The following is a 22,684-nucleotide window of genomic DNA, read 5'->3' on the forward strand; positions in this document are numbered from 1 at the left end:
AAGAGGAGTGCGCCGTGCGCATCAAACTGACCCTGCAGCGCTCCGAGGACCGCGCGACCAACCTGACCGTCACCGCCGACGTCACGGCCACCGTGGCCGACGTCGCGGGAGCGCTCTACGCCGGCGACCCGGGACGAGCCGGGGCCGCGGTCCCGCCGCGGCTCACCCTGGACATCGCCGCCGTGGGCGGCGGCCCCGCGCGCTCGCTCGACCCGTCGAGCGACCTGGTCGAGGCCGGGCTGCGCAGCGGCTCGGTCGTCACGATCACCCAGGCCAGCGAGCACTTCCTCGGACGCGGCGCGGACCGGGGCCCGGCGGCCGCGGTCCTGCGCGTGCTCACCGGCCCCGACGCCGGTGCGGAGCACCCCCTCGCCGAGGGCACCAGCTACGTCGGCCGGGACCGCGACATGGACGTCCGGCTCGGCGACCCGCAGGTGTCCAAGCGGCACGCCCGGATCACGGTGAAAGACACGGTCGAGATCGTCGACCTGAACTCGGCCAACGGGTTGCTGCTGGGCGGGCAGCGCGTGGCGAAGGCGATCCTGTCGCCCCTGGACACCGTGGTGCTCGGCGACACGACCGTGTCCGTCGTGGCGCTGCGGGGCACGGCGAACACGGCGTCGGACGGGCCGGTGATCCACTTCAACCGGTCACCGCGGGTCGTCCCCCGGCTCGAGGAGCGCGAGTTCCCGGCGCCGCAGCCGCCGCGCCCGGACAAGAAGCGCAAGTTCCCGATCATCGCCATGGTGGCGCCGCTGATCATGGGCGCGGTGCTGTTCGCGATCACCCGCAGCACCATGACGATCGCGTTCGTCGCCCTCAGCCCGCTGATCATGGCCGGCACCTGGCTCGACGCGAAGTTCACCGGCAAGCGCGAGCTCACCCAGTCCACCGCGGAGTTCGAGGCGTCCCTGATCACGAGCCGGGAGAGCATCGTGGCGGCGCAGCGCGTCGAACGGGCCGTCCGCCTCGCCCGCACCCCGTCCACGGACGAGGCGCTCGAGGCGGTGCGCACGCTCGGCCCGCTGCTGTGGTCGCACCGCCCGGAGCACCCCGGATTCCTCACCGTCCGGCTGGGGCTCGGCGCGGTCCCGTCGACCTACACCCTGACGATGCCCGCCCAGAACGACACCAAGCCGGAGCACTGGGCCGCGCTGACCGCGCTGGTGGACGACGTCACCTTCGTGCAGGACGTCCCGATCGTCGCCGACCTGCGCAGCGTCGGAGCGCTCGGCCTGGCCGGGCCGCGCGAGCAGGTCGCCGAGGCGGCGCGGGCCGTCGTCGTCCAGCTGGCCGCGCTGCACTCCCCGGCCGAGCTCGTGCTCGCGGCCCTGGTCTCGCCGGCCACCCGCGTCGACTGGGACTGGCTCGAGTGGCTCCCGCACACGGGTTCCCCGCACTCCCCGCTCGCGGGCGACCACCTCGCCGACAACTCGGGCGGCGGCGGCGCCCTGCTCGCGCGCCTCGAGGAGGTCGTCGAGCAGCGCACCGGCGGCAAGCGGGCCCAGGGCGCCGCTCCGCGCGGCCCGATGGCCACGCTGGAGCGGGCCGAGCCCGCCCCGCCCGCGCTGCCGGCCGTCGTCCTGATCGTGGAGGACGACGCCCCGGTCGACCGGGGGCGCCTGACCCGGCTCGCCGAGCGGGGTGCCGACGTGAACCTGCACGTGGTCTGGATCGCGGCGACCGGGGCGAACCTGCCCGCAGTGTGCCGCGCCTTCCTGCTCGTCGGGGGACCGGGCGAGGCCTCCTCGGCCGGCGAGGTCCGCACCGGTCAGCACACCTACCCCGTGGCGGCCGACCACGTCGGGATCGCCGTCGCGCACGAGATCGCCCGCCGCCTGGCGTCCGTCGAGGATGCCGGCGCCCCCGTGGACGACGACTCCGACCTGCCGCGCACGGTCCCGTACCTTGCGATGGCCGGGGTGCAGCTCGCCGACGACTCGAGCGCGCTCCTCGAGCGGTGGCGCGAGTCCGGGTCGATCATCGCCCGCGACGGGTCCGCGCCCGTGAGCCGCAAAACCGCGCCGACGCTGCGCGCGCTCGTCGGGATCGCGGGCCACGAGCCGCTGCACCTCGACCTGCGGACCCACGGCCCGCACGCGCTCGTCGGCGGCACCACGGGTGCGGGCAAGAGCGAGTTCCTGCAGTCATGGGTGCTCGGCATGGCCGCGGCGCACAGCCCGGACCGCGTGACGTTCCTGTTCGTCGACTACAAGGGCGGCGCGGCGTTCGCCGACTGCGTCGCGCTGCCGCACACCGTCGGGCTCGTGACCGACCTCTCCCCGCACCTGGTGCGGCGGGCCCTGACGTCGCTGCGCGCCGAGCTGCGGTACCGCGAGCACCTGCTCAACCGGAAGAAGGCCAAGGACCTCGCGTCGCTGGAGAAGACCGGCGACCCGGACGCGCCGCCGAGCCTCGTGATCGTCGTCGACGAGTTCGCCGCGCTCGTCAAGGAGGTGCCGGAGTTCGTCGACGGCGTCGTGGACGTCGCCCAGCGCGGGCGGTCGCTCGGGATGCACCTCATCCTCGCGACCCAGCGCCCCGCCGGGGTCATCAAGGACAACCTCCGGGCGAACACCAACCTGCGCATCGCGCTGCGGATGGCCGACGAGGGCGACTCGTCCGACATCCTCGGCGTGCCGATGGCCGCGCACTTCGACCCGTCGATCCCGGGGCGCGGCGCGGTCAAGACCGGGCCCGGTCGGATCACGCCCTTCCAGTCGGCCTACGCCGGTGGGCGCACCTCGGCGCGCCCACCCAAGCCGCGGATCGACATCTCGGAGATGGTGTTCGGCACCGGTGTCACCTGGGAGGTGCCCGAGCCCCCGGCGGACCCGACCGAGGTGGAGGCCGCTACGGACATCGCCCGCATGGTCGTGTCCATCGGGCAGGCGGCCCGGTCCGCGCGCATCCCGTCCCCCCGCAAGCCCTGGCTCGCGGAGCTCGCCGAGACCTACGACCTGGCGCTGCTGGGCCAGCGCACCGACACCCAGCTGGCGCTCGGCGTTGTCGACGACGCGGCGCACCAGGAGCAGCGCACCACGTTCTTCGTGCCCGACGTCGACGGCCACCTGGCGGTCTTCGGCGGTGGCGGCTCCGGCAAGACGGTCGTGCTGCGCGCGCTCGCCGCGGCGGCGGGCATCACGCCGCGCGGCGGACCCGTGCACGTGTACGGGCTCGACTTCGCGGGCGGCGGCCTGAACATGCTCGAGGACCTGCCGCACGTCGGCGCGATCATCGACGGGGACGACAGCGAACGGGTGAGCCGGCTGCTGCGCTGGCTCCGGGACATGGTCGACGAGCGCGGCGGTCGGTACTCCGCGGTGCGCGCCGGCACGCTCGCCGAGTACCGCGAGCTGGCCGGGAACCCGCACGAGCCGCGCATCCTGCTGCTCGTGGACGGTTTCGGCACGTTCCGCACGGAGTACGAGTCGACGACCGGGCTCACCGCCCTGTACTCGCTGTTCCAACAGCTGCTCGTGGACGGGCGCGCGGTCGGGATCCACATCGCGATCAGCGCGGACCGTCCCGGCGCGGTGCCGACCTCGATCGCCGCGAGCATCCAGCGCAAGATCGTGCTGCGCCAGGCCGACGACGCCGCCTACCTCATCCTGGGCGTCCCGAAGGACGTGCTCAGCTCGTCCTCCCCGCCCGGACGCGCGGTCGAGGCGACGAACGGGCTCGAGATGCAGATCGCAGTGCTCGGTGGCAGCCGGAACGTCGCCGAGCAGGCCCGGGCCGTGACCCGGCTCGCGCAGTCGTTCCCCGACGGCGAGTGGCGCCGGGCGCCCGGCGTCCGCCGGCTGCCCGAGATCGTGCCGTTGGCCGGCCTGCCGATCGACGTGCGGGGCCTGCCGGTGCTCGGCATCGCGGACGACACGCTCGAGCCGATGGGCTTCGACCCGGTCGGCACGTTCCTCATCGCCGGTCCGCCCGCGAGCGGGCGGACCAACGCCCTCGAGTCCGTCGTGACGTCGATCGCGCACTGGCGACCCGGGGCACGGATCATGCACGTGTCCGGTCGGGTCTCGCCGCTGTCCGGCCTGGCGGTCTGGACGCGCACGGCGCGGGGCGCGGACGCCTCAGCCGAGCTGGCCAAGTCCCTGATCGCCGAGCTCTCCACCCCACCCGCGGACGGCGAGCTGGGGGTGGTGCTGTGCATCGAGTCGATCGGGGACTTCCTCGGCGGCCCGGCCGAGGCGTCGCTGACCGAGGCGATCAAGCAGGCCAAGCGCAACGGGCACCTCGTGGTCGCGGAGGCCGAGTCGTCGGGGTGGACCTCGTCGTGGCCCCTGCTCGCCGAGGTGCGCAACGGTCGCCGCGGTCTCGTGCTGCAGCCCGAGCAGATGGAGGGTGACCTGCTCTTTCGCACCGCGTTCCCGCGGCTCATCCGCGCGGAGTTCCCGCCCGGGCGCGGCATGTTCGTCGAGGCCGGGCGCGCGCGCCGCGTGCAGATGCCGCACATGGGATGACAACGGACATGTCGCACCGACCCAGGTGTGGCAGGGGAGTGGTCCCCATCGACACCCCCGCGCGCAGCCGCCTAGGTTGTGCGAGGAACCACTGAACACCGCCGGCGGACCGTCTGCCTGGGGGGAATGACCCAAGGAGCAGACATGGCCAACATCAACGTCACATTCCAGGAACTGACCGACGCTTCGGGTCGGCTGCGCACCGGCCAGGAGAACATCACCGCGAGCCTCAACGAGCTCAAGGTGTTCATCGACGGCCTCGTCGGCGGCGGCTTCGTCACCGACCAGGCGTCGGTCGCGTTCCAGGAGCAGTACACGAAGTTCACCACCGGCGCGACGCAGACCGTCGCCGGGCTCGAGGGCCTGTCCTCGTTCCTGACGCAGGCCTCCATCGCCCTCGGCGAGGCCGACGCGAGCCTCGCCACCGCGATCCGCGGCTGATCGTCCCAGGCGGCGCCCGGACCTTCGGGGCCGGGCGCCGCCTGATGTACCCCTCGCCTCGAATCACGAAACCGTGGAGTGAATGATGTCGGAATCCCTGCAGGTGGACACCGTGGTCCTGGAGGACGCCGGCTCTCAGTTGCGGGTGGTGGCGACCGAGTTCAACTCCGCCGACGACTACGCCGCGCAGGTCGCGGCCGCCGTGGGTCACGCCGGGCTTGCGGACAAGGTGCGGGAGTCGTCCACGAGCTGGGATGACAAGCGGACCAAGATGTTCGAGCAGATCGGCGCGCTGGCCGAGGCCTGCTCGTCGATCGGCGAGAACTTCACTGCGCTCGACACGAAGTTCGCCGCGACGATCCGGGGCGAGGAATCGTGAGCATGAGCTGGTATCCGCTGGCCGAGTCCAATCCGGTGCCCGGTGATCCGTGGGTCGTGAAGCAGGGCGGGGTCCACTACGAGGATGTCGCGACCGCGATCCTCCTTGCCTCCAACAATCTGGCCGCCATCGCCAAGCTTGACGGGATGCAGTCTGAGGCGGTTGCGGAGATTCGCACCAAGGCTGAGAAGGTCGCAGATCAGATCATCGCCGCGAGGGACCGCTACTCCAAGGTCAGTGCGGCCCTGACCAGCTACGCGAGCAGCCTGACGACAACTCAGGCGGATTCCCTCGACTTGCTGCGCCGGGCGCGGCTCGCCCAGGAGCGTATCGACGACGCCGGTACGGCCGACTATCGGGCGAACGCCGCCCTCGACCGCGCCGCCCCGAGGACCAGCAGGCGCGGCAGGCTGACGTCCTGAGCGCCAGGTCGGAGTCGCAGTCGGCCTCGGCGGCGCTCGTGTCGCTGCAGGGTGATCTCAAGGTCGTCACGCAGGCCCGGGATACCGCCGCGCAGACCGCGATGGACGAGATCGCCGTCGTCGTCGGCTCGGACAACCTCAACGACGGCTGGTGGGCCAACTGGGGTTCCAAGATCGCGCATGCTGTCTCCGAGATCGCGGGCAACATCGCCGGCATCGCCGGCATCCTCTCCCTGGTGCTGTGCTGGGTGCCGGTCCTCGGCCAGGCACTCGCAGCAGTCGCCCTGATCGCCGGTGCCGTCGCGCTGCTCGCCGACCTCGCACTGGCGATCGCTGGCGAAGGGTCGTGGAGGACGGTGGTCGTCGGCGTCCTCGGTCTGGTCACGCTCGGGGTCGGCCGCGCGGTCGGCTCGTCCCTGAAGATTGCCTCGAGCGCGGCGAAGGTGAGCGCCTACAACCGGATCACGAAGGCGGCGCTCCGGTCAGGTCGACCGGGCATGAGTGCCCGCGGCGCTCTTGCCGGACTGGACGACATCGCGTCCGCACGCAAGGTCGCGGCGCCGTTCTTCAGAGGAGGCGAGGGCGTGAAGGGGGTCCTCAAGGAGGCGTTCAACCCGAAGTTCATCGTGGGGAAAGCTTTCGACGACATAGCGAACGGCGTGCGGTTCGGCGTCGACAAGGGGTTCCGGGCGACCTCCGGGGCCAACTGGCAGGCGGTCATGAGCCAGGTCGGTGACGAGCCGATTTTGAACGTGATGGCGCACCTGGGGCGCTCGGAGGCCGCGGTCAACCTCAGCCAGCTCTCCGGGTTGAGCGACGACTTTCTGCGGAACACGCCAGCGGTGGCCAACGCCATGCACGCGACGGGCGCGGCTCTGAACACCGCCTTCGTCATGGACGCGAACAGCCTGGCCGGCAAGGTGACGAAGGCCTGGGACTACGGCGCCGGTGCTGTGCAGTTCGTGTCCGACGGGTTTGCGACCCCCAGCACCGCCGACAAGCTGAACCTGAGCCGGTGATGGCGCTGGGTGTGTCCGCACCCCAGGCGCGCTGCGTCCGCGGTCGTCCAGGAAAGGGATTGAGATGACGTCTTCGATACTGAAATACGAGCTGGGGGCCCTTCCGGGTTGGGCCGGTTGGGCGCCTGGACGCGGGACCGTGCAGGCGGACGAGGTCGCGGCGGCACTGGGGGCGACGCCGCAGGCGCAGGCGCGGGTGCGCGAGGCCGTGCTGGTGTTCGACGCGCGCATCCCTGGAGTCGGGGCTCATCTCTCGGCGGCGCTGTGGGTGCCGGACCCGGCAACCGGTGAGGTGTGGGGGTTCCTGCTCGTCGACCTGATGGTCGGTGACCCGGCCCGGCCGACCACTCCCGAGGAGTTCCTCGCCGCGGTGCGCAAGCCGGAGAAGCAGCGGGGGCTGAAGGTGCTCGACTATTCCGTGAGCGCCGGGGACAAGCCCGCGGGGCCGGTGGTGGTGCAGGTCGAGACGACCGCGCCGAAGCGTTCGGGCCTCGTGCTGACCTCGATCACCTGGACCGTGTTCCCCCCGGGAGCCACGAGGGAATCCGGCTCGAGTTCCACACGCCGTCGCCGGCCGCCGCAGACGCGCTCGAGCAGGAGTCGGTCGACATCGTCAACACGCTGTCCATCACGCTCGACAGCGCCGCGTGACCGGGGTGTCCACGGTGCCGGAGCAGCCGGTGCGTCGGCCGCGGCTGGACGCGTGGGGCCTGGTGCTGCCCGCCGACTGGTGGACGATCCCGCTGGCTGACGAGCCGCAGCGCACCCGCTCGATCGCGCAGCTCGTCGAGCGGCAGTTCGGTCACGCGGATGCGAGTGCCGTCCTCAAGCGCGCGATGCTGACCGATTTCAACGCGACCGCCGCGAGTGCGGCGGCTGCGGGCGGACGGCTGATGGCAGTGTGCCTCCTCCAGGCCGACGGGATCCCGGTCAGTGCGAGCCTGATCGCGTACAAGCTGGCGGCCGTCTCGGTGACCGGGCAGGGGGTGCGGGAGCTCGAGTCGGTGCTTGCGGTCGATGCGCCCGCCGGCATGACCCTCGACCTCGGGGAGTCGACGACCGGGACGGTGCTCCGCAAGGTGACCGAGCGGCTCGTCTCCACCGAGAACGAGCTCGAGCAGGTTCCTCAGCTGCTCGCCGAGTACTGGCTCGAACCTACGGGCGGCGGTCCGGTGCTCTACCTCACGTTCACGACCCCGCTGGTCACGGTGCGTGCGGCGATGGTCGAGCTGTTCGACACGATCGTCGCCGGGGTTGCACCGACCGATGACTGATCCGCTCTCGATGCCTGCCAGGATGTGCGCGTGCTGAACCTTGTGCTGGATCTCGTGGTGCCCCTTCCCGTGCTCCCACCATGGCCGGAGTCCTATTCGCCCGGGGCTGTGACCTTGATCGCGGGTGTGGTCGGGGCCTTGGGCATCATCGGGTTCTTGGTGGTGTCGTTGTCGTTCGAGCGGTTGCTGCGGCGCGGCGGGCACTCGTGGAGCCTGATGGGTATCTCGCTCGCGATGATGGTGGGTGGGGTGGGTGTGGCCTACCTGACCCAGACCGCAGGGGAGCGCGCGTGGAGCGAGGCCTACTCGGAGTACACCGGGCTGCAGGAGACGGCGACGTCGCAGTCGATCGGCCTTCTCGAGGCCGCGTACGGTGTGACGTTCGAGGAGCGCGCGGCGATCCCTTTGACTTCGAACGACCGAGCCCGCGTGTCGCTGATGTTCCCCGACGGGCACACGGAGGACTGCTTCGTGATGACGTCGGCGGCGGAGTTCGAGATCCGCTGCGGGGGTTTGACGGTCGAAGACACCACGCCCCTCTCGCTCGTCTCGTGATGCGGCCCGGGGTGACCTCGACGGGCATAGGGAGGACTGCTTCGTGGTGACGCTGGCTGCGGAGTACGAGATCCGCTGCGGCAGCGCGTCGTTCCAGGACAGCACGCCCCTCCCGCCCGTCTCATGACGGAGCAGCGCTCGTCCGAGGAGCGAGGAACCGCTGGGCGTCGCGTCGCGATGGCGCTGAGCCTGGTCGGGGTCCTCGCCCTGGTCGTGGCCGCCCTCATGCGGCTCGCGCGGCCGGGCAGCCTCGGCCTGGCCGGGGTGCTGATCGCCGCCGTCGTCGTGGTCGTCCTGATCGCCGCGATCCTGGGTTGGACCCTGGGTCGCACCGCACTGCGGGAGCGTGCGGTGCGCGCCGAGCGACCCGGCTGGGAGCTGCTCGCGGTGGCCTCCACCGCGGAGCTGCCGGGCGCCCTGCTCGCCGCGGGGCGCTGGGAGTCGGGGCTCTCCGCGGGGGGCGGCACACCGTTGACCCTGGCGGTCAGCGCCGCGGGGGTCGAGCTGTGGCTGGGCGGTCGCACCCCGCGCAGCGTGGTCGCCCTGCCCTGGGACCGCATCGCCGCGGTACAGAGCGGGCGCGGCACGATCGGAATGCGGGCCCGTCCGGCGCTCGCGGTGCACACGTTCGACGGCGCGGAGCTCACGGTGCTGCCGCTCTCGTCGCCCAGCGGGCTGCTGCCGGGCGGCGCGAGCGACGTCGACGCGCTCGTCGCCCGCCTGCGCACGGCGCGCGACCGGCGGTGACGCGTCAGGTGGTGGGGTCCGGGGTGCTGGCGTGCGCCCGCCGGGCGAGCGAGCTCACCCGGCCGTGGCGGACGCCGTCGGCCGTGAGGATCACCAGCGCGACCCACACGAGCGCGAAGCCCCACCACCGCGCGACGGGCATCTGCTCGCCGAGCACGAGCACGCCGAGCAGGAACTGCATGGTCGGGGTGATGTACTGCAGCATCCCGACGACCGAGAGCGGCAGCCGGCGTGCGGCCGCGCTGAACATCAGCAGCGGGATGGCCGTCACGATGCCCGACGACGCCAGTGCCAGGTCGTGCCAGGTCCCGTGGGTCCCAAAGCTGCCGGCCCCGGTCGCGCCGAGCCAGAGCAGGTAGCCGAGCGCGATCGGCGACAGGACGGCGGTCTCGACGGCGAGCCCCGCGATGGCGGGCACCGTGCGGCCGACCCGGTTCTTGATGAGCCCGTACATCCCGAAGCTGAACGCGAGCGTCAGGGCGATCCACGGCAGCCGGCCGTACCCCACCGTGATCACGACGACGGCGCCCGTGCCGCAGGCGAGCGCGACCCACTGGGCTGTGCGTAACCGCTCTCCGAGCACGAAGACCGCGAGCAGCACGGTGACGAGCGGGTTGATGAAGTACCCGAGGGCGGCGTCGACCACCTGGTCGGTGAGCACGCTGTAGACGTAGACCGTCCAGTTCACCGCGATGAGCGCCGCGGCGACCGAAAGCAGCCCGAGCGTGCGGGGCGTGGTGAACGCGGCCCGAAGCGGACCCCAGCCGCGTGTGACTCCCAGCAGCAGCAGGCAGAACCCGAGCGACCAGATGATGCGGTGACCGATGATCTCCACGGCCCCGGCGGGTGCGAGCAGCGGGAAGTACAGGGGCAGCACGCCCCACAGCAGGTAGGCGCCAGCGCCGAGCGCGAGGCCGCCGCGTGGGGCGGCGGGGGCGGGTCCGGGGACGACGTCGGCGGGGTGCGGCGGGGCGGGAGCGGTGCGTTCCGGAGTCGTCACCCGGTGAATCTAGCGTCCACGGGTTGAGGACATCGGGTGAGGTGACCCTCACCCGCCGTACACTTTTCACCGAGCCGTGCGCTCGCCCTGTGGCGCGCGCACAGCCCGTCAGGTACCCGATCTGGAAGGTCCTTCCGTCCCGTGAGCACCCGATCCCTGCGTGTCGCCGTCGTCGGCGCCGGCCCGGCCGGCATCTACGCCGCTGACATCCTGTCCAAGACGGACCTGGACGTCAGCATCGATCTCTTCGAGCGGCTGCCCGCGCCCTTCGGGCTCGTGCGCTACGGCGTGGCGCCCGACCACCCCCGGATCAAGCAGATCATCGTCGCGCTGCACAAGGTGCTCGAGCGCGGGGACATCCGCCTGCTCGCCAACGTGGAGTACGGCGTCGACCTCAAGCTCGAGGACCTGCGCCAGTTCTACGACGCCGTGATCTTCTCCACCGGTGCGATCCGGGACCACGCGCTGCCGATCCCCGGCATCGACCTGCCCGAGTCCTACGGTGCGGCCGACTTCGTGTCCTGGTACGACGGGCACCCCGACGTGCCGCGCACCTGGCCGCTCGAGGCCACCTCGGTCGCCGTCCTCGGCGCCGGCAACGTCGCCCTCGACGTGGCGCGCATGCTCGCCAAGCACGCCGACGACCTCCTGCCGACCGACATCCCGGCGAACGTGTACGAGCAGCTCAAGGCGTCCAAGATCACCGACGTCCACATGTTCGCGCGCCGCGGCCCGGCCCAGGTGAAGTTCTCCTCGCTCGAGCTGCGCGAGCTGGGCAAGGTGCCCGACGTCGACGTGGTCGTCTACCCCGAGGACTTCGAGTTCGACAAGGGGTCGATGGCGGCGATCCACTCGTCGAACACGACCAAGCAGGTCGTCAAGACCCTCACCGACTGGACCCTGAACGAGCCGGCCGACCAGACCGCCTCGCGGCGCATCCACCTGCACCTGCTGCACCGCCCGGCCGAGGTGCTCGGCCAGGACGGGCACGTCGTCGGCGTGCGCACCGAACGGACCGCGCTCAACGGCGACGGCACGGCGTCGGGCACGGGCGAGTTCCACGACTGGCCCGTCCAGGCCGTGTACCGCGCGGTCGGGTACTTCGGGTCCCCGCTGGTCGACATCCCGTTCGACGACCTGCGCGGCGTGATCCCCAACCGCGAGGGCCGCGTGATCGACGTCGACGGCGAGCGGGTCCCTGGGATCTACGCGACCGGCTGGATCAAGCGCGGCCCGATCGGCCTGATCGGGCACACCAAGTCCGACGCGTCCGAGACGATCCGCCACCTGGTCGAGGACGCGGCCGAGGCCGACGGCACCGCGATGCTCACCGCGACGGAGCCCGAGCCCAGCGCGGTGACCGACTTCCTGGCCGCCCGCGGCGTGCCCGTGGTCGAGTGGTCGGACTGGGAACTGCTCGACGCGTACGAGATGGCGCTCGGGGCCGCCGTCGGGCGCGAGCGGATCAAGGTCGTCCCGCGCGACGAGATGACGGCGATCGCCCTGGGGCGCGCCGAGACCACCCCCGGCTCCTGACCGGCGCGACCTGCGGGGCGCGGGGAACGTCGCGCCCCGCGCAAGCGTTGTCCCGAGCAGAGCCCGGACGGGCTCTGCGCTCCGGGCTCACACACGTCCCGGGCGGCGTCGACGCCGGTCGCACGACGCACCGGCACACGAGGTGAGGACAGTCATGGGCCACCGGCACTACAACGGGCTCAAGACCGCTGCCCTGTTCGGCGTGATGTGGGCCGTCCTGCTCGGCATCTACGCGGTCGTGGGCGGCGGGAACCGGAGCCTGTTCCTCGTGTTCGCCGCGGTCGGCGTGCTGGGCACGATGTACGGCTACTGGAACTCCGACAAGATCGCGATCCGCGCGATGCGCGCGCGACCGGTCAGCGAGCTCGAGCAGCCCGCGATGTACCGGATCGTGCGGGAGCTGTCGACGTCGGCCCGACAGCCGATGCCGCGGCTGTTCGTGTCGCCGACGGCGGCCCCCAACGCGTTCGCCACGGGCCGTAACCCGCGCAACGCGGCGGTGTGCTGCACCGAGGGGATCCTGCAGCTGCTCGACGAGCGCGAGCTGCGCGGGGTCCTGGGACACGAGCTCATGCACGTCTACAACCGCGACATCCTCACGTCGTCGGTGGCCGCGGCCGTCGCCGGGCTGATCACGTCCTTCGCGCAGTTCCTGCTCTTCTTCGGCGGGGGAGACCGCCGGGACGGGGGCAACCCGCTCGCCGCCATCGCGCTCGCGATCCTGTCGCCGTTCGCCGCGATGATGATCCAGATGGCGATCAGCCGCACGCGCGAGTACGACGCCGACGAGGACGGCTCCCGGTTGACCGGCGACCCGCTCGCGCTGGCCTCGGCGCTGCGCAAGCTCGAGACCGGCACGCAGCGGGCCCCGCTGCCCCAGGACCGCGATCTCGTCGACGTCTCGCACCTGATGATCGCCAACCCGTTCGCCGGTGGCGGGGTCGGGAAGCTGTTCGCGACCCACCCGCCGATGAGCGAACGCATCGCGCGCCTGCAGAAGATGGCAGGGACGCCGCCGTACTGACCTGCGCCACGGTTGCGATCACGGGTGCTCAAGGCACCAGCGTCGCGCTCACCGGCTCAGGAGCCGCCGGCGGTTGTGGGCCGAATGCGTCGAGGAAGCGGTTACGGAAGGCGTCCATCGGCCAGACCGGAACGTCAGGACCGGGCCTCAGGCCGCCCTGCCAACCCCATGTGGTGATCTGGGTGAGCACCGCCGGATCGTGGGAGACGATCGCGATCGGCACGTCGTGGCCGGCGTCGGGACCGGAGACGATCGTTGCCGGTTGATGGTCGCCGAGCACGACGAGCACGAGATTGTCGTTGTGGAACGTCTCGACGAACGAGATGAGGGCGTTCAACGAGTACTCGATGGACTGCCCGTAGGCGGACCGCACCTGGCCCGGGTCCTGCCACACGGTGGCCGGTGACCGGCCTTGCTCCGGCATGCCGTCGAAGATCGACCCATCACCCAGCTGCCCCCAGTCGACCAGGCGGGGCGTCGGCGCCCACGGGGTGTGGCTGGACACGAGATCGATCTCGGCCATCACCGGAACGGGGTGCGCCTTCGCGAGCTCGAGGCGTTGGAGGGCCGCCAGGGTGTACTGGTCAGGCACCGGCGCATAGCTGAACTTCGGACCGGCGTAGCCGACGTTCAGGCTGTTGTAGAGCATGTCGTAGTGGTAGAACGACGTGCCCTGCGGCCAGTCGACGTCGTCCGCCGGCGCGACGCTGACCGTCCGCCAGCCGGCGCGCTTGAACGCCCCGCTCAGCGTGAGGCGGTCGCTCGAGACGAGGTTGTCGTAGCGCAGCTGGCTGTCGATCCACATGCCGGACTGCAGTGTGGAATGGGCCAGCCAGCTGATCCCGCCGAAGGTCGGTGAGGTCAGGTACGCGCTCTTGGCCGAGAATCCGGCTGCCGCGAGGCGGCGGGTGCCGGTGTCCAGCACGTCGTCGACCCGCTGCGAGAAGTCCGAGCCCTCGACCGCGACCCGGCCGTAGCTCTCGACGAACGCGACGACCACGTCCTTGCCGCGCAGGCCGGTCAGGAGATCGGCCCCGGCCCGGTGGCGATAGGCGTCGTCCGCGGCCGCTGTGGCGAAGGCCCGTTGATCCTGCAGCCCGGCGTACACCCGGCTCACCTTCTCGACGCTGAGCCGTGCCGCGCTGGTCGACGCGAGCGGTGCGCCCGACACCAGCTGAGCACCGGTCACGGCGGCGAGGGTCCACACCATCCCCAGTGCGGCTGCGGCACGGAGCGAGGCGGCGCGGTGTCGACCGAGGAACCCGGCCAGGCGCACGACGACGAGCGGCGCGCCGACCAGAACCACGCCGGCCACCACCGCGGCCCCGGCCGTGGCGAGGATCGCGCCGGTTCGGCCGATCGAGTCGCTCAGGACGCCCACCGCGGAGCCGAGGTAGCCCGCGTCGACCTGCGGGTTGAAGGGCCGGTTGAGCGCCACGAAGAAGGCCATGTCGAGAACCTTCAGCACGGCCAGCACGCCGAGCGTCGCGCCCGCCGCCAGCGCGACGACCCGCGCTGCCCGGGGAGGGAGCACGAGCACCGCCCCGACGAGGACAAGCGCCTCGAGCGGGAGACGCACGAAGGCACCGGGGGTCAGCCCGCCGACCTCGTTCGGACCGACCAGCGCGAACCAGAGGACAAGGCCGGCGAGGAGCGAGGTCGTCGCGGAGACGAGCGCGCGGAAACGTGACCGGTGGCCGGCCGCCCCTGGCTCGCCCGAGGACCGCTGCATCGTCACGGCCGCGGCCAGGACCTGTCGTGGCCCAGGGTGGTCGAAGCAGATCCGGCGGTCGGGGCCGCTTCTTCTCGGCTCACCGGTAGGAGCAGGCCGCGCTCACGGCGCCGACGGCGCCACAGCCACCCCACATCCCGGCCGAACGACTCCGCGATCAGGGCGAGCGACACGGCGAGCGTCAGCTGGGTCACGGCGCGTGGCAGAGCGTCCGGCACCGCGGCCGCCAGGATGACGCCCGTGCTGGCCGCGACGACCTTGCGCCAGTAGCGCGGCGGCAGGGGCCGGCGCATCCAGGGCAGCAGCCAGCCCGCCAGGAGGAACAGGTAGCGAGCCGCTCCGATCGCGAGCACCCACGCGCCGGCCGAGCGCGCGACGTACACGCTCAGGACGAGGATCAGGAAGGCGTCGGCCTCCCCGTCGAAGAGCGCACCTAGCGCCGACTCCGTCTTCGTGCGCCGCGCGACCCGACCGTCGACCGCGTCCAGGGCGAGCGCCACGACCGTGAGCGCGACCAGCGTCGCCACCGTTCCGGGCCGCTCAGGGGAGTCGACGGTCAGCGCTGCGACGCCGCCGGCGAGGGTCGCCCGGGCGAGGGTCACCCAGTCGGCCGGGCCCAGCCGGTCGCAGTGGTAGTGGGCCAGGCCACGAGCCAGGAGCGCATTCGTGATCACCCCACAGCTGACGCCGACGACCCACGCCGTGGTGCTCAGGCCGACCGACCAGGCCAGGACGGCCAGGAGGAGCAGCTGGGCGACGAGCCCGCTCGTCGGGCCGTGGGCAACGGTTCGCATCGCGCCTCCGCATCTGTGGTCAGACACCCCTAGTACGCGCAGCGCGGTGGTTCGGTTCATCGCTGACGCGGGCTGAACCGGTTGCGCCGTTCGTCCGTGTCGGTGGGTACGCGGGTTGGCGATTACGAGCCGACCGGAAAGGGGAGGGCGGGATCGACAGCTGCGTCCCGGTGGACCGACCATGAAGCAGGACGAGCGCAGGCCGTTCGACCGGGCCCTGCAGCGCGCCCGAGAGACGGCGTACGCCCCCGGCGAGTTCGTCGGGCAGGAGAGCTTCATGAGCGCGGGCGAGATCCGGGTCCTCGCCGCACGGGCCGGCATCTCGCCCGGTGTCAGCGTGCTGGACCTGTGCTGCGGGGTGGCCGGACCCGGACGACTGCTCACGGCGGAGCTGGGCTGCGACTACCGGGGGCTGGATTCCAGCTCCGGTGCCATCGCGATCGCACGCGAGCGCGCCGGCGACCTTCCCTGTCGCTTCCAGGTCGCGCAAATCCCCCCGATCCCCTCCGAGCCGGTCGACGTGGTGCTGCTGCTCGAGACCATGCTCGCCTTTCGGGACAAGGGTGAGCTGCTGCACGAGGTGGCGTCGGTGCTGAAGACCGGGGGTCGGTTCGCCTTCACCCTGGAAGAGGGCCTCCCCCTGACAGCGGCAGAGCGGGAGAGCATGCCCGACGCCGACACGGTGTGGCTCACCCCCTTGGCGGAGCTGCGCACGGGCCTGGAGACGGCCGGGCTCGTGGTCCGCTGGCACGACGACTGGAGCCGGTCGCACCGCAGCGGGGCGGACTGTCTGATCAACGCGTTCACGGCCGACGCCACGAGCATCGCGGGCCAGATCGGAGGTACGGCGCTGCAGGAGCTGCTGGTCGCCCACCGGCTCTGGAGCGGCTGGCTGCGCGATGGACGGGTCCGCAAGATCGCCATCGTGGCCGAGAAGGCAGCGCCCTGAGCGAGCCGGAGCGCCTGGCGACCGCCGCGGTGAAAGAAGGCAGGACTCGTGCCACCCGGATTGAACCGCGGGCACAGCACGTCCGTGTCGTGGGTACGCGGTGGGACGAGAAACGTGATGCCCCGTTCAGTTCGGGGCCTGAAGTAGGTGGGGCCGGTGTCGAGTGACGCTCGTGCATTCTGGCTGCGCGAACCCGGTGTGGGCGAGATCCGGACCGAGCCCTTGCGCGAGCCGGGCCCGGGCGACGTCCTGGTGCGGACCCTGCGTTCCGGGGTGAGCCGAGGCACCGAGACGCTGGTGTTCCGCGGCGGTGTCCCCGCGAGCCAGTACGCCGCGATGCGCGCCCCGTTCCAGGACGGCGACTTTCCGGGGCCCGTGAAGTACGGCTACCTCAGCGTCGGGGTGGTCGAGCAGGGACCGCCGCAGCTGCGCGGCCGCACCGTGTTCTGCCTCTATCCCCACCAGAGCGCCTATGTGGTGTCGGCCGGTGCCGTCGTCGTCGTGCCCGACGACGTGCCGCCCGCGCGCGCGGTGCTCGCCGGCACCGTGGAGACCGCCGTCAACGCCCTGTGGGACGCCGGTCCGCTCATCGGCGACCGGATCACGGTCGTCGGCGCCGGCATGGTCGGCTGCAGCGTCGCGCGGCTGCTCGCCCGGATCCCCGGCGTCGAGGTCACCCTCGTCGATGTCGACCCGACCCGGGCCGACGTCGCGACCGCCCTGGGTGCCGCCTTCGAGCTGCCTGCCGAGGCCACCGGTGGGCGCGACCTCGTGGTGCACACGAGCGCGACCTCCGCCGGACTTCAGCGGTCGCTCGACCTGCTTGCCCCGGAGGGCACGGTCCTCGACCTCAGCTGGTACGGCGATGCCGAGGTCCACCTGTGGCTCGGCGGGGCGTTCCATTCCGGGCGGCTCCGGATCCGTGCCAGCCAGGTCGGCGTGGTCGCCGCGGCTCGACGCGAGACACGCTCCACGGCCGACCGGTTGGCCCTCGCCCTCGACCTGCTGCGCGATCCCGCGTTCGACGCTCTGATCACGGGCGAATCACGATTCGACGAGCTCCCCGACGTGATGGCCCGGCTGGCCGACGGACGCCTGCGGGCGCTGTGCCACACCGTCAGCTACGGCGAGGGGTAGGCCCATGTTCAGCGTGACCGTCCGCGACCACATGATGATTGCTCACAGCCTGCGGGGTGAGGTGTTCGGTCCCGCGCAGCGGCTCCACGGTGCGACCTACGTCGTCGACGCGACGTTCCGCAGGGCGACTCTCGACGCGGACAACATCGTGATCGACATGGGGCTGGCGGCCGAGGAGCTGCGCGCCGTCGTCGGCGAGCTCAGCTACCGCAACCTCGACGACGAGCCAGCCCTCGCCGGCATGATCACCTCCACCGAGGCGCTGGCGCAGGTGATCGCCGACCGCCTCGCCGCGCGCGTGCACACCGGTGCCCTCGGCGAGGCCGCCCGGGGACTGGCCGCGCTCGCGGTGACGCTGCGCGAGTCGCACATCGCGTGGGCGAGCTACGAGCGGGCGCTGTGACCGCCGTTCACGTCGTCGTGCCGGACGCCATCGACGACCCGCTGCGGCCGAGCGGCGGCAACGTCTACGACCGGCGGGTCTGCCGGGGGCTTGCCGCCCTCGGCTGGTCCGTGCACGAGAAGGCTGTGCCGGGTGCGTGGCCCCGGGCGGACCTCGCCGCGCGCAGGGAGCTCAGCCGCGCGATCGCGGACCTGCCTGATGGCGCCGTCGTCCTTGTCGACGGCCTGATCGCCTCGAGCGTCCCCGACGTGCTGGTTCCCGAAGCAGCACGTCTTCGACTCGTCGTCCTCGTGCACCTGCCCCTGGGCGACGGAGCGCTCGGCGACGAGGCGACCGGCGTCCGTACCCGGGAGCAGCGGGTGCTCGCGGCCGCCGCAGCGGTCGTCACGACCAGCACGTGGACCCGGCGCTGGCTGCTCGACCGCTACGCGCTCTCGCCCGCACGGGTCCACGTCGCCGAGCCCGGGGTCGACGCTGCCGACCTCGCCCCGGGGACCGCCGCCGGCGGGGAGCTGCTCTGCGTCGCTGCCGTCACGCCGGGCAAGGGGCACGACGTGCTGCTCGACGCCCTCGCCGAGATCGTCGACCTGTCGTGGCGCTGCGTCTGCGTGGGCGCCCTGACCCGCGACCCGGTCTTCGTCGACCACCTCGGTCACCAGGCGCGGGCTCTGGGGATCAGCGACCGGGTGCTCTTTGCCGGCCCACGCACGGGCGTCGGTCTCGACGGCTCCTACGCCGCCGCGGACGCGCTCGTGCTGGCCTCGCGCGCCGAGACGTACGGCATGGTGGTCACCGAGGCGCTCGCCCGCGGGATCCCGGTCGTTGCGTCGGACGTGGGCGGGTTGCCGGCAACGCTCGGTCGCGATGAGGGCGGGTGCCGTCCCGGACTGCTCGTGCCGCCCGGAGATCCCGAGGCCCTCGCCGGCGCGCTGCGCGGCTGGCTCGGCGACCCCGGCCTGCGCCGGCGCCTGCGGGACGTGGCACGCGTTCGTCGCGGAACGCTTTCCGGCTGGTCGGCCACCGCCCTCGGGGTTTCCCGTGTCCTGGCTCAGGTCGCGGCATGAGGGCCGAGCCGGTCACTGTGAGCAACGGGTGGCTGCAGCTGCGCGAGGCCGCCGATGGCGCGGCGCGCTCCGCCGACCTCGTCGACGAGCTGCGGCGGTTTCTACCGACGGGCGGTCGGGCGCTCATCAGCGACCTCGGCTCCGGGAGCGGGTCGATGGTCCGCTGGCTCGCGCCGCGGCTGACCGGGACCCAGCGCTGGGTCCTGTACGACCGAGATGCCGAGCTGCTCCGCCACGCGTCGGCCACCATGCCCCCGCAGGCCCGGGACGGAGCCGTCGTCACTGTCGAGACTCAGGTGCGCGACATCACCTGGCTGGATCCCCGCGAGCTGGCTGGCTCGTCCCTGATCACGGCGTCGGCACTGCTCGACATGATGTCCGCGGACGAGCTCGGGCGCCTCGTGGCGACCTGCGCGCGCGCGGGATGCCCCGTACTGATCGCCCTCTCCGTGATCGGTCGCGTCGAGCTCACACCGACCGATCCGTTCGACGCGCAGCTTGCCGACGCGTTCAACGCCCATCAGCGTCGTACGACCGGGGGGCGGCGCCTGCTCGGCCCGGACGCGGTCGGGGTGGCAGCTGACGCCTTCACCCGGCTCGGCCGGGAGGTCCTGGTGCGGCCGAGCCCCTGGCAGCTCGGTCCCGACGACGCTGCCCTGACCACCGAGTGGCTCCGAGGCTGGGTGGCGGCTGCGATCGAGCAGCGGCCCGAGCTGACCGTCGCGGCTGCCGGCTATGCGCGCCGCCGCGCCGCCGAGGTGACCGCTGGCCGGTTGCGGGCCACGGTGCACCACCACGATCTGCTGGTCCGGCCGCGATGAGCCACGGCGGTGCCCCTCAGGGGAGCCGGGCCCGATGGGGCTGGGTGCGCCCGGTGGGCGGCGCCGGGATTCTCGCCGTGCTGGTGTGGCGGCTCGGCGCCGGGCCGTTCGTGGACGCCCTCCGCAGGATCGACGGGTGGTCGCTCGCGGCGGCCGTGGGCATCGCGGCGCTCACCACCGTGTGCTGCGCCTGGCGGTGGAGCCTGGTTGCCCGCGGCCTCGGGGTCGCGGTGCCGATGCGTGCCGCGGTCCCGGCGTACTACCGCTCGCAGTTCCTCAACACGACCCTGCCCGGCGGCGTCGTGGGCGATGTGCATCGCGCCGTTCGCCACGGTCGCGACGTGGGCGACCGGAGCCGGGGTCTGCGGGCGGTCGCGTGGGAACGCTCGGCCGGTCAGGTCGTGCTGATCGTGCTCGCGATGACGGTGCTGCTCGTGCTGCCGTCGCCGGTGCGATCGTCCATGCCGGCCGCTGCCGCTGCGATCGTGGTCGGGGCAGTGGGCGTCGTCCTCCTGGGGCGCGCCCTGCCCCGGCGGGAGGCGTCCTGGTGGCGGAGCGTGGCGCGCGCGGCGACCGCCGACGTCCGCGCCGGGCTCCTGGCGCGGCGCGCCTGGCCCCTCATCGTGCTCGCCTCGGTCGTGGCGGTGGCCGGCCACGTCGCCACCTTCGTGATCGCGGCGCGGACCGCCGGATCGACCGCGACCCCGGCCCGGATGCTGCCCCTGGCTCTCCTTGTGCTCCTGGCGATGGGGATCCCCCTGAACATCGCCGGCTGGGGACCACGGGAGGGCGCCGCCGCCTGGGTGTTCGCCGCGGCGGGGCTGGGTGCGGACCTGGGCGTCGCGACCGCGGTGGTGTACGGCGTCCTGGTCTTCGTGGCCAGTCTGCCCGGCGCCGTCGTGCTCGTCGCGGCATGGTTCACGACGGACGGCTCGGCTGGGGTTGTGGACCTGCGGCTCCCGTCGGGGGAGCCGTCCCTCGCCAGAAGGAAGGGTGGCGCCGGTGGCTGATCGTCCGTACACCCTGTTGAGCTGCGCGACCTCGATCGACGGCTATCTCGACAGCGCTACCGAGGAGCACCTGCTGCTCTCCAACGCCGCCGACCTGGACCGCGTGGACGCGGTGCGCGCCGCCAGCGACGCGATCCTCGTGGGGGCCACCACCATCCGGAACGACAACCCGCGGTTGCTCGTGCGCACGAAGGCGCGACGGGACGAGCGGGTCGCCCGCGGTTTCGGGCCGTCGCCGATCAAGGTGACCGTGACCCGGCGGGCCGAGCTTGACCCGTGTGCGCACTTCTTCGCGACGGGTGACGCCGAGAAGCTCGTCTACTGCGCGAGCGCGGTGGTGGCGCAGGCCCGCGGTCGGCTCGGGCGCGTGGCGACCGTCGTCGACGCCGGGCCCGCGGTCGACATGCAGTGGATCAGCGAGGACCTCCATGCCCGGGGAGTGCAGCGGCTCATGGTCGAGGGTGGCGGAACGGTGCATACGCAGTTCCTCGCGGCCGACCTGGCCGACGAGCTGCACCTCGTCGTCGCACCCTTCTTCGTCGGGGACTCGCGCGCCCCGCGGTTCGTGAGCGACGGACGGTTCCCCTGGAACCCGGATCGGCGCGCCACTGTCGCCGAGGTGCGCCGGATCGGGGATGTCGTGCTTCTTCGGTATGCGCTCTCGGCGCGATTCCGACTGAACTGACCGAGGAGATCGAATGCTGCGACCTGTGCCCACCGCGACGATTCGCGCCCAGCTGGCCGTGCCCTTGAGGTTCGCCGACGGATATGCCACCACCGCGCGCCTGTTCACCTTCGACGGACTCGCGGACGGCCTGGAACACCTGGCCTTCGGGCTCGGCGACCGCTCCGGTCCCGCGACTGACGCCTCGATCTCCTGGCCGCCGCCGCTGGTGCGGCCCCACAGCGAGTGCCTCACCGGTGACGTCTTCGGCAGCCAGCGGTGCGACTGCGGCCCGCAGATGCGCGAGGCCGTCGAGCGCATCACCGACGCCGGCGGATACCTGCTGTACCTGCGGCAGGAGGGGCGAGGCATCGGCCTGTACTCGAAGCTCGACGCCTACGTGCTGCAGGACGCGGGCCTGGACACCTACGAGGCCAACGTCGCGCTCGGCTTCGCGGAGGACGAGCGTGACTACACCGCCGCGGCGCAGATGCTCCGAGCGCTCGGCCTGGCTCGGATCGCCCTGCTCAGCAACAACCCCGACAAGGCCGAGCAGCTCGGCAGGCTCGGTGTGACCGTGACCGAGCGCGTTCCGACCGCTCGGCACCTGTCCGCGACGAACGCTCGCTACCTTGAGACGAAGGCCGTACGAGGGGCCCATACCCTCGATATCTGGCCCGCCGGACACCGGCTCGACCGTCCGACTGCCGTCGTGCCGGGCGAGGGTCACCCCGGGTGACGACGGGTCACGCAGGAACCAGCATGGCCAGCTCGGCCTCGTCGACAACGGTCACGATCGGAGGCTCCAGGCCTGCCGAACGGTCGAGGAGTCGGGCCCTGACCGCGGTGAGCAGGTCGCCCGCGGCGGCAGCCGCGTCGAAGGCCTGCTGCAGCATCCTGGCGCCGTCGACGGCGAGAACCCGGATCGCACCGGTCTCGTAGATCGCCGGGTGGGTTCCGCTGATCGTGACGAACCCCCGCGGGTAGGGCACCGCCTGAGCAGAGGTGCCGCCGAAGAGAACGCGCGGGCGCCCGTCTTCGACGTCGTGCACCTGGATGTTCCAGATGTAGACGGCCTGCGCGTCCCGGGCGACCCGGACGTGTCGGGGAGCGGTGGCCTCGAGCTCATCCGCCAGGTCGAAGACTGCGGTGCCAGTCATGAGGGCTCCTCTGATCGGTGGCCTCCCCGTGGGGGCCTGCCGCCATGAAAGCCAAGGGTGATGAACCGGCAACGGGATTCT

General features: G+C 72.2%; 23 protein-coding genes. 19 read left to right on the forward strand and 4 right to left on the reverse strand.

All coding sequences use genetic code 11. From position 1 onward, the window contains the following. Nucleotides 1-14 precede the first annotated feature (14 nt). The 9 genes from VTA80_RS11890 to VTA80_RS11930 all read left to right on the forward strand — a co-directional run bounded on the left by VTA80_RS11890 (nucleotide 15) and on the right by VTA80_RS11930 (nucleotide 9,309). Nucleotides 15-4,472 carry an FtsK/SpoIIIE domain-containing protein gene (locus VTA80_RS11890; RefSeq protein ID WP_407341318.1) on the forward strand — a complete coding sequence of 1,486 codons (4,458 nt, stop codon included), beginning with the start codon at nucleotides 15-17 and terminating at the stop codon, nucleotides 4,470-4,472. A gap of 144 nt (nucleotides 4,473-4,616) precedes the next feature. Continuing rightward, nucleotides 4,617-4,913 (forward strand): WXG100 family type VII secretion target, encoded by a 297-nt coding sequence (locus VTA80_RS11895; protein WP_407341319.1) that lies wholly within the window; start codon nucleotides 4,617-4,619, stop codon nucleotides 4,911-4,913. Nucleotides 4,914-4,998: 85 nt separating this feature from the next. Then, complete coding sequence (locus VTA80_RS11900) at nucleotides 4,999-5,292, forward strand: hypothetical protein (protein ID WP_407341320.1); 294 nt, start codon at nucleotides 4,999-5,001, stop codon at nucleotides 5,290-5,292. A 2-nt stretch (nucleotides 5,293-5,294) separates the two neighbouring features. After that, the gene (locus tag VTA80_RS11905) at nucleotides 5,295-5,714 is read left to right on the forward strand and encodes a hypothetical protein (protein WP_407341321.1); all 420 of its coding nucleotides are present in this window, start codon (nucleotides 5,295-5,297) and stop codon (nucleotides 5,712-5,714) included. A 38-nt stretch (nucleotides 5,715-5,752) separates the two neighbouring features. Beyond that, nucleotides 5,753-6,733 carry a hypothetical protein gene (locus tag VTA80_RS11910; RefSeq protein ID WP_407341322.1) on the forward strand — a complete coding sequence of 327 codons (981 nt, stop codon included), beginning with the start codon at nucleotides 5,753-5,755 and terminating at the stop codon, nucleotides 6,731-6,733. A 64-nt stretch (nucleotides 6,734-6,797) separates the two neighbouring features. Further along, on the forward strand, nucleotides 6,798-7,484 hold the full coding sequence (locus VTA80_RS11915; RefSeq protein ID WP_407341323.1) for a hypothetical protein: 687 nt from the start codon (nucleotides 6,798-6,800) through the stop codon (nucleotides 7,482-7,484). Further along, nucleotides 7,399-8,007, forward strand: a complete 609-nt coding sequence (locus VTA80_RS11920) for a hypothetical protein (RefSeq protein WP_407341324.1) — start codon at nucleotides 7,399-7,401, stop codon at nucleotides 8,005-8,007. Before VTA80_RS11915 ends, VTA80_RS11920 begins: the two co-directional genes overlap by 86 nt. A 30-nt stretch (nucleotides 8,008-8,037) precedes the next feature. Then, nucleotides 8,038-8,562, forward strand: coding sequence for a hypothetical protein (locus tag VTA80_RS11925; RefSeq protein WP_407341325.1), 525 nt, complete (start codon nucleotides 8,038-8,040; stop codon nucleotides 8,560-8,562). Nucleotides 8,563-8,685: 123 nt separating this feature from the next. Then, on the forward strand, nucleotides 8,686-9,309 hold the full coding sequence (locus VTA80_RS11930) for a hypothetical protein (RefSeq protein ID WP_407341326.1): 624 nt from the start codon (nucleotides 8,686-8,688) through the stop codon (nucleotides 9,307-9,309). A 4-nt stretch (nucleotides 9,310-9,313) separates the two neighbouring features. On the opposite strand, the gene rarD is transcribed toward VTA80_RS11930, so the two are convergent. Next, nucleotides 9,314-10,309 carry an EamA family transporter RarD gene (gene rarD, locus VTA80_RS11935; protein ID WP_407341327.1) on the reverse strand — a complete coding sequence of 332 codons (996 nt, stop codon included), beginning with the start codon at nucleotides 10,307-10,309 and terminating at the stop codon, nucleotides 9,314-9,316. A 141-nt stretch (nucleotides 10,310-10,450) separates the two neighbouring features. Between rarD and VTA80_RS11940 the strand changes: the two genes are divergently transcribed. Beyond that, complete coding sequence (locus VTA80_RS11940) at nucleotides 10,451-11,845, forward strand: FAD-dependent oxidoreductase (protein ID WP_407341328.1); 1,395 nt, start codon at nucleotides 10,451-10,453, stop codon at nucleotides 11,843-11,845. A gap of 154 nt (nucleotides 11,846-11,999) precedes the next feature. Then, nucleotides 12,000-12,869: a zinc metalloprotease HtpX gene (htpX, locus tag VTA80_RS11945; protein ID WP_407341329.1), complete on the forward strand. Its 870-nt coding sequence runs from the start codon at nucleotides 12,000-12,002 to the stop codon at nucleotides 12,867-12,869. A gap of 28 nt (nucleotides 12,870-12,897) precedes the next feature. Here the strand turns inward: htpX and VTA80_RS11950 are convergent, their stop codons facing one another. Next, nucleotides 12,898-14,601: a CDP-alcohol phosphatidyltransferase gene (locus VTA80_RS11950; RefSeq protein ID WP_407345764.1), complete on the reverse strand. Its 1,704-nt coding sequence runs from the start codon at nucleotides 14,599-14,601 to the stop codon at nucleotides 12,898-12,900. 2 nt (nucleotides 14,602-14,603) lie between these two features. After that, nucleotides 14,604-15,395, reverse strand: a complete 792-nt coding sequence (locus VTA80_RS11955) for a CDP-alcohol phosphatidyltransferase family protein (protein WP_407341330.1) — start codon at nucleotides 15,393-15,395, stop codon at nucleotides 14,604-14,606. Between the two features lie 181 nt (nucleotides 15,396-15,576). Here VTA80_RS11955 and VTA80_RS11960 point away from each other — a divergent pair, with 181 nt between their 5' ends. The 8 genes from VTA80_RS11960 (at nucleotide 15,577) to ribA (ending at nucleotide 22,182) form a co-directional block, all read left to right on the forward strand. Next, nucleotides 15,577-16,344 carry a class I SAM-dependent methyltransferase gene (locus VTA80_RS11960; protein ID WP_407341331.1) on the forward strand — a complete coding sequence of 256 codons (768 nt, stop codon included), beginning with the start codon at nucleotides 15,577-15,579 and terminating at the stop codon, nucleotides 16,342-16,344. Between the two features lie 156 nt (nucleotides 16,345-16,500). Continuing rightward, the gene (locus VTA80_RS11965) at nucleotides 16,501-17,481 is read left to right on the forward strand and encodes a zinc-binding alcohol dehydrogenase (protein WP_407341332.1); all 981 of its coding nucleotides are present in this window, start codon (nucleotides 16,501-16,503) and stop codon (nucleotides 17,479-17,481) included. Between the two features lie 4 nt (nucleotides 17,482-17,485). Then, nucleotides 17,486-17,884 carry a 6-pyruvoyl trahydropterin synthase family protein gene (locus tag VTA80_RS11970; RefSeq protein ID WP_407341333.1) on the forward strand — a complete coding sequence of 133 codons (399 nt, stop codon included), beginning with the start codon at nucleotides 17,486-17,488 and terminating at the stop codon, nucleotides 17,882-17,884. Then, nucleotides 17,881-18,948, forward strand: a complete 1,068-nt coding sequence (locus VTA80_RS11975) for a glycosyltransferase family 4 protein (protein WP_407341334.1) — start codon at nucleotides 17,881-17,883, stop codon at nucleotides 18,946-18,948. Before VTA80_RS11970 ends, VTA80_RS11975 begins: the two co-directional genes overlap by 4 nt. After that, entirely contained in the window at nucleotides 18,945-19,769 is an 825-nt protein-coding gene (locus VTA80_RS11980) for an SAM-dependent methyltransferase (protein ID WP_407341335.1), read from the forward strand. The genes VTA80_RS11975 and VTA80_RS11980 overlap by 4 nt, the downstream gene beginning before the upstream one ends. Before the next feature lie 44 nt (nucleotides 19,770-19,813). Beyond that, nucleotides 19,814-20,779 carry a lysylphosphatidylglycerol synthase transmembrane domain-containing protein gene (locus VTA80_RS11985; protein ID WP_407341336.1) on the forward strand — a complete coding sequence of 322 codons (966 nt, stop codon included), beginning with the start codon at nucleotides 19,814-19,816 and terminating at the stop codon, nucleotides 20,777-20,779. After that, a complete protein-coding gene (locus VTA80_RS11990; RefSeq protein WP_407341337.1) occupies nucleotides 20,772-21,464 on the forward strand; it encodes a RibD family protein in 693 nt (230 codons plus the stop codon). Before VTA80_RS11985 ends, VTA80_RS11990 begins: the two co-directional genes overlap by 8 nt. A 13-nt stretch (nucleotides 21,465-21,477) precedes the next feature. Beyond that, nucleotides 21,478-22,182, forward strand: coding sequence for a GTP cyclohydrolase II (gene ribA, locus VTA80_RS11995; protein WP_407341338.1), 705 nt, complete (start codon nucleotides 21,478-21,480; stop codon nucleotides 22,180-22,182). A gap of 7 nt (nucleotides 22,183-22,189) precedes the next feature. On the opposite strand, the gene VTA80_RS12000 is transcribed toward ribA, so the two are convergent. Beyond that, on the reverse strand, nucleotides 22,190-22,603 hold the full coding sequence (locus VTA80_RS12000) for a hypothetical protein (RefSeq protein ID WP_407341339.1): 414 nt from the start codon (nucleotides 22,601-22,603) through the stop codon (nucleotides 22,190-22,192). Nucleotides 22,604-22,684: the final 81 nt, after the last annotated feature.

Source organism: Pengzhenrongella phosphoraccumulans (genome assembly GCF_045689905.1).
Classification (GTDB): domain Bacteria; phylum Actinomycetota; class Actinomycetes; order Actinomycetales; family Cellulomonadaceae; genus Pengzhenrongella; species Pengzhenrongella phosphoraccumulans.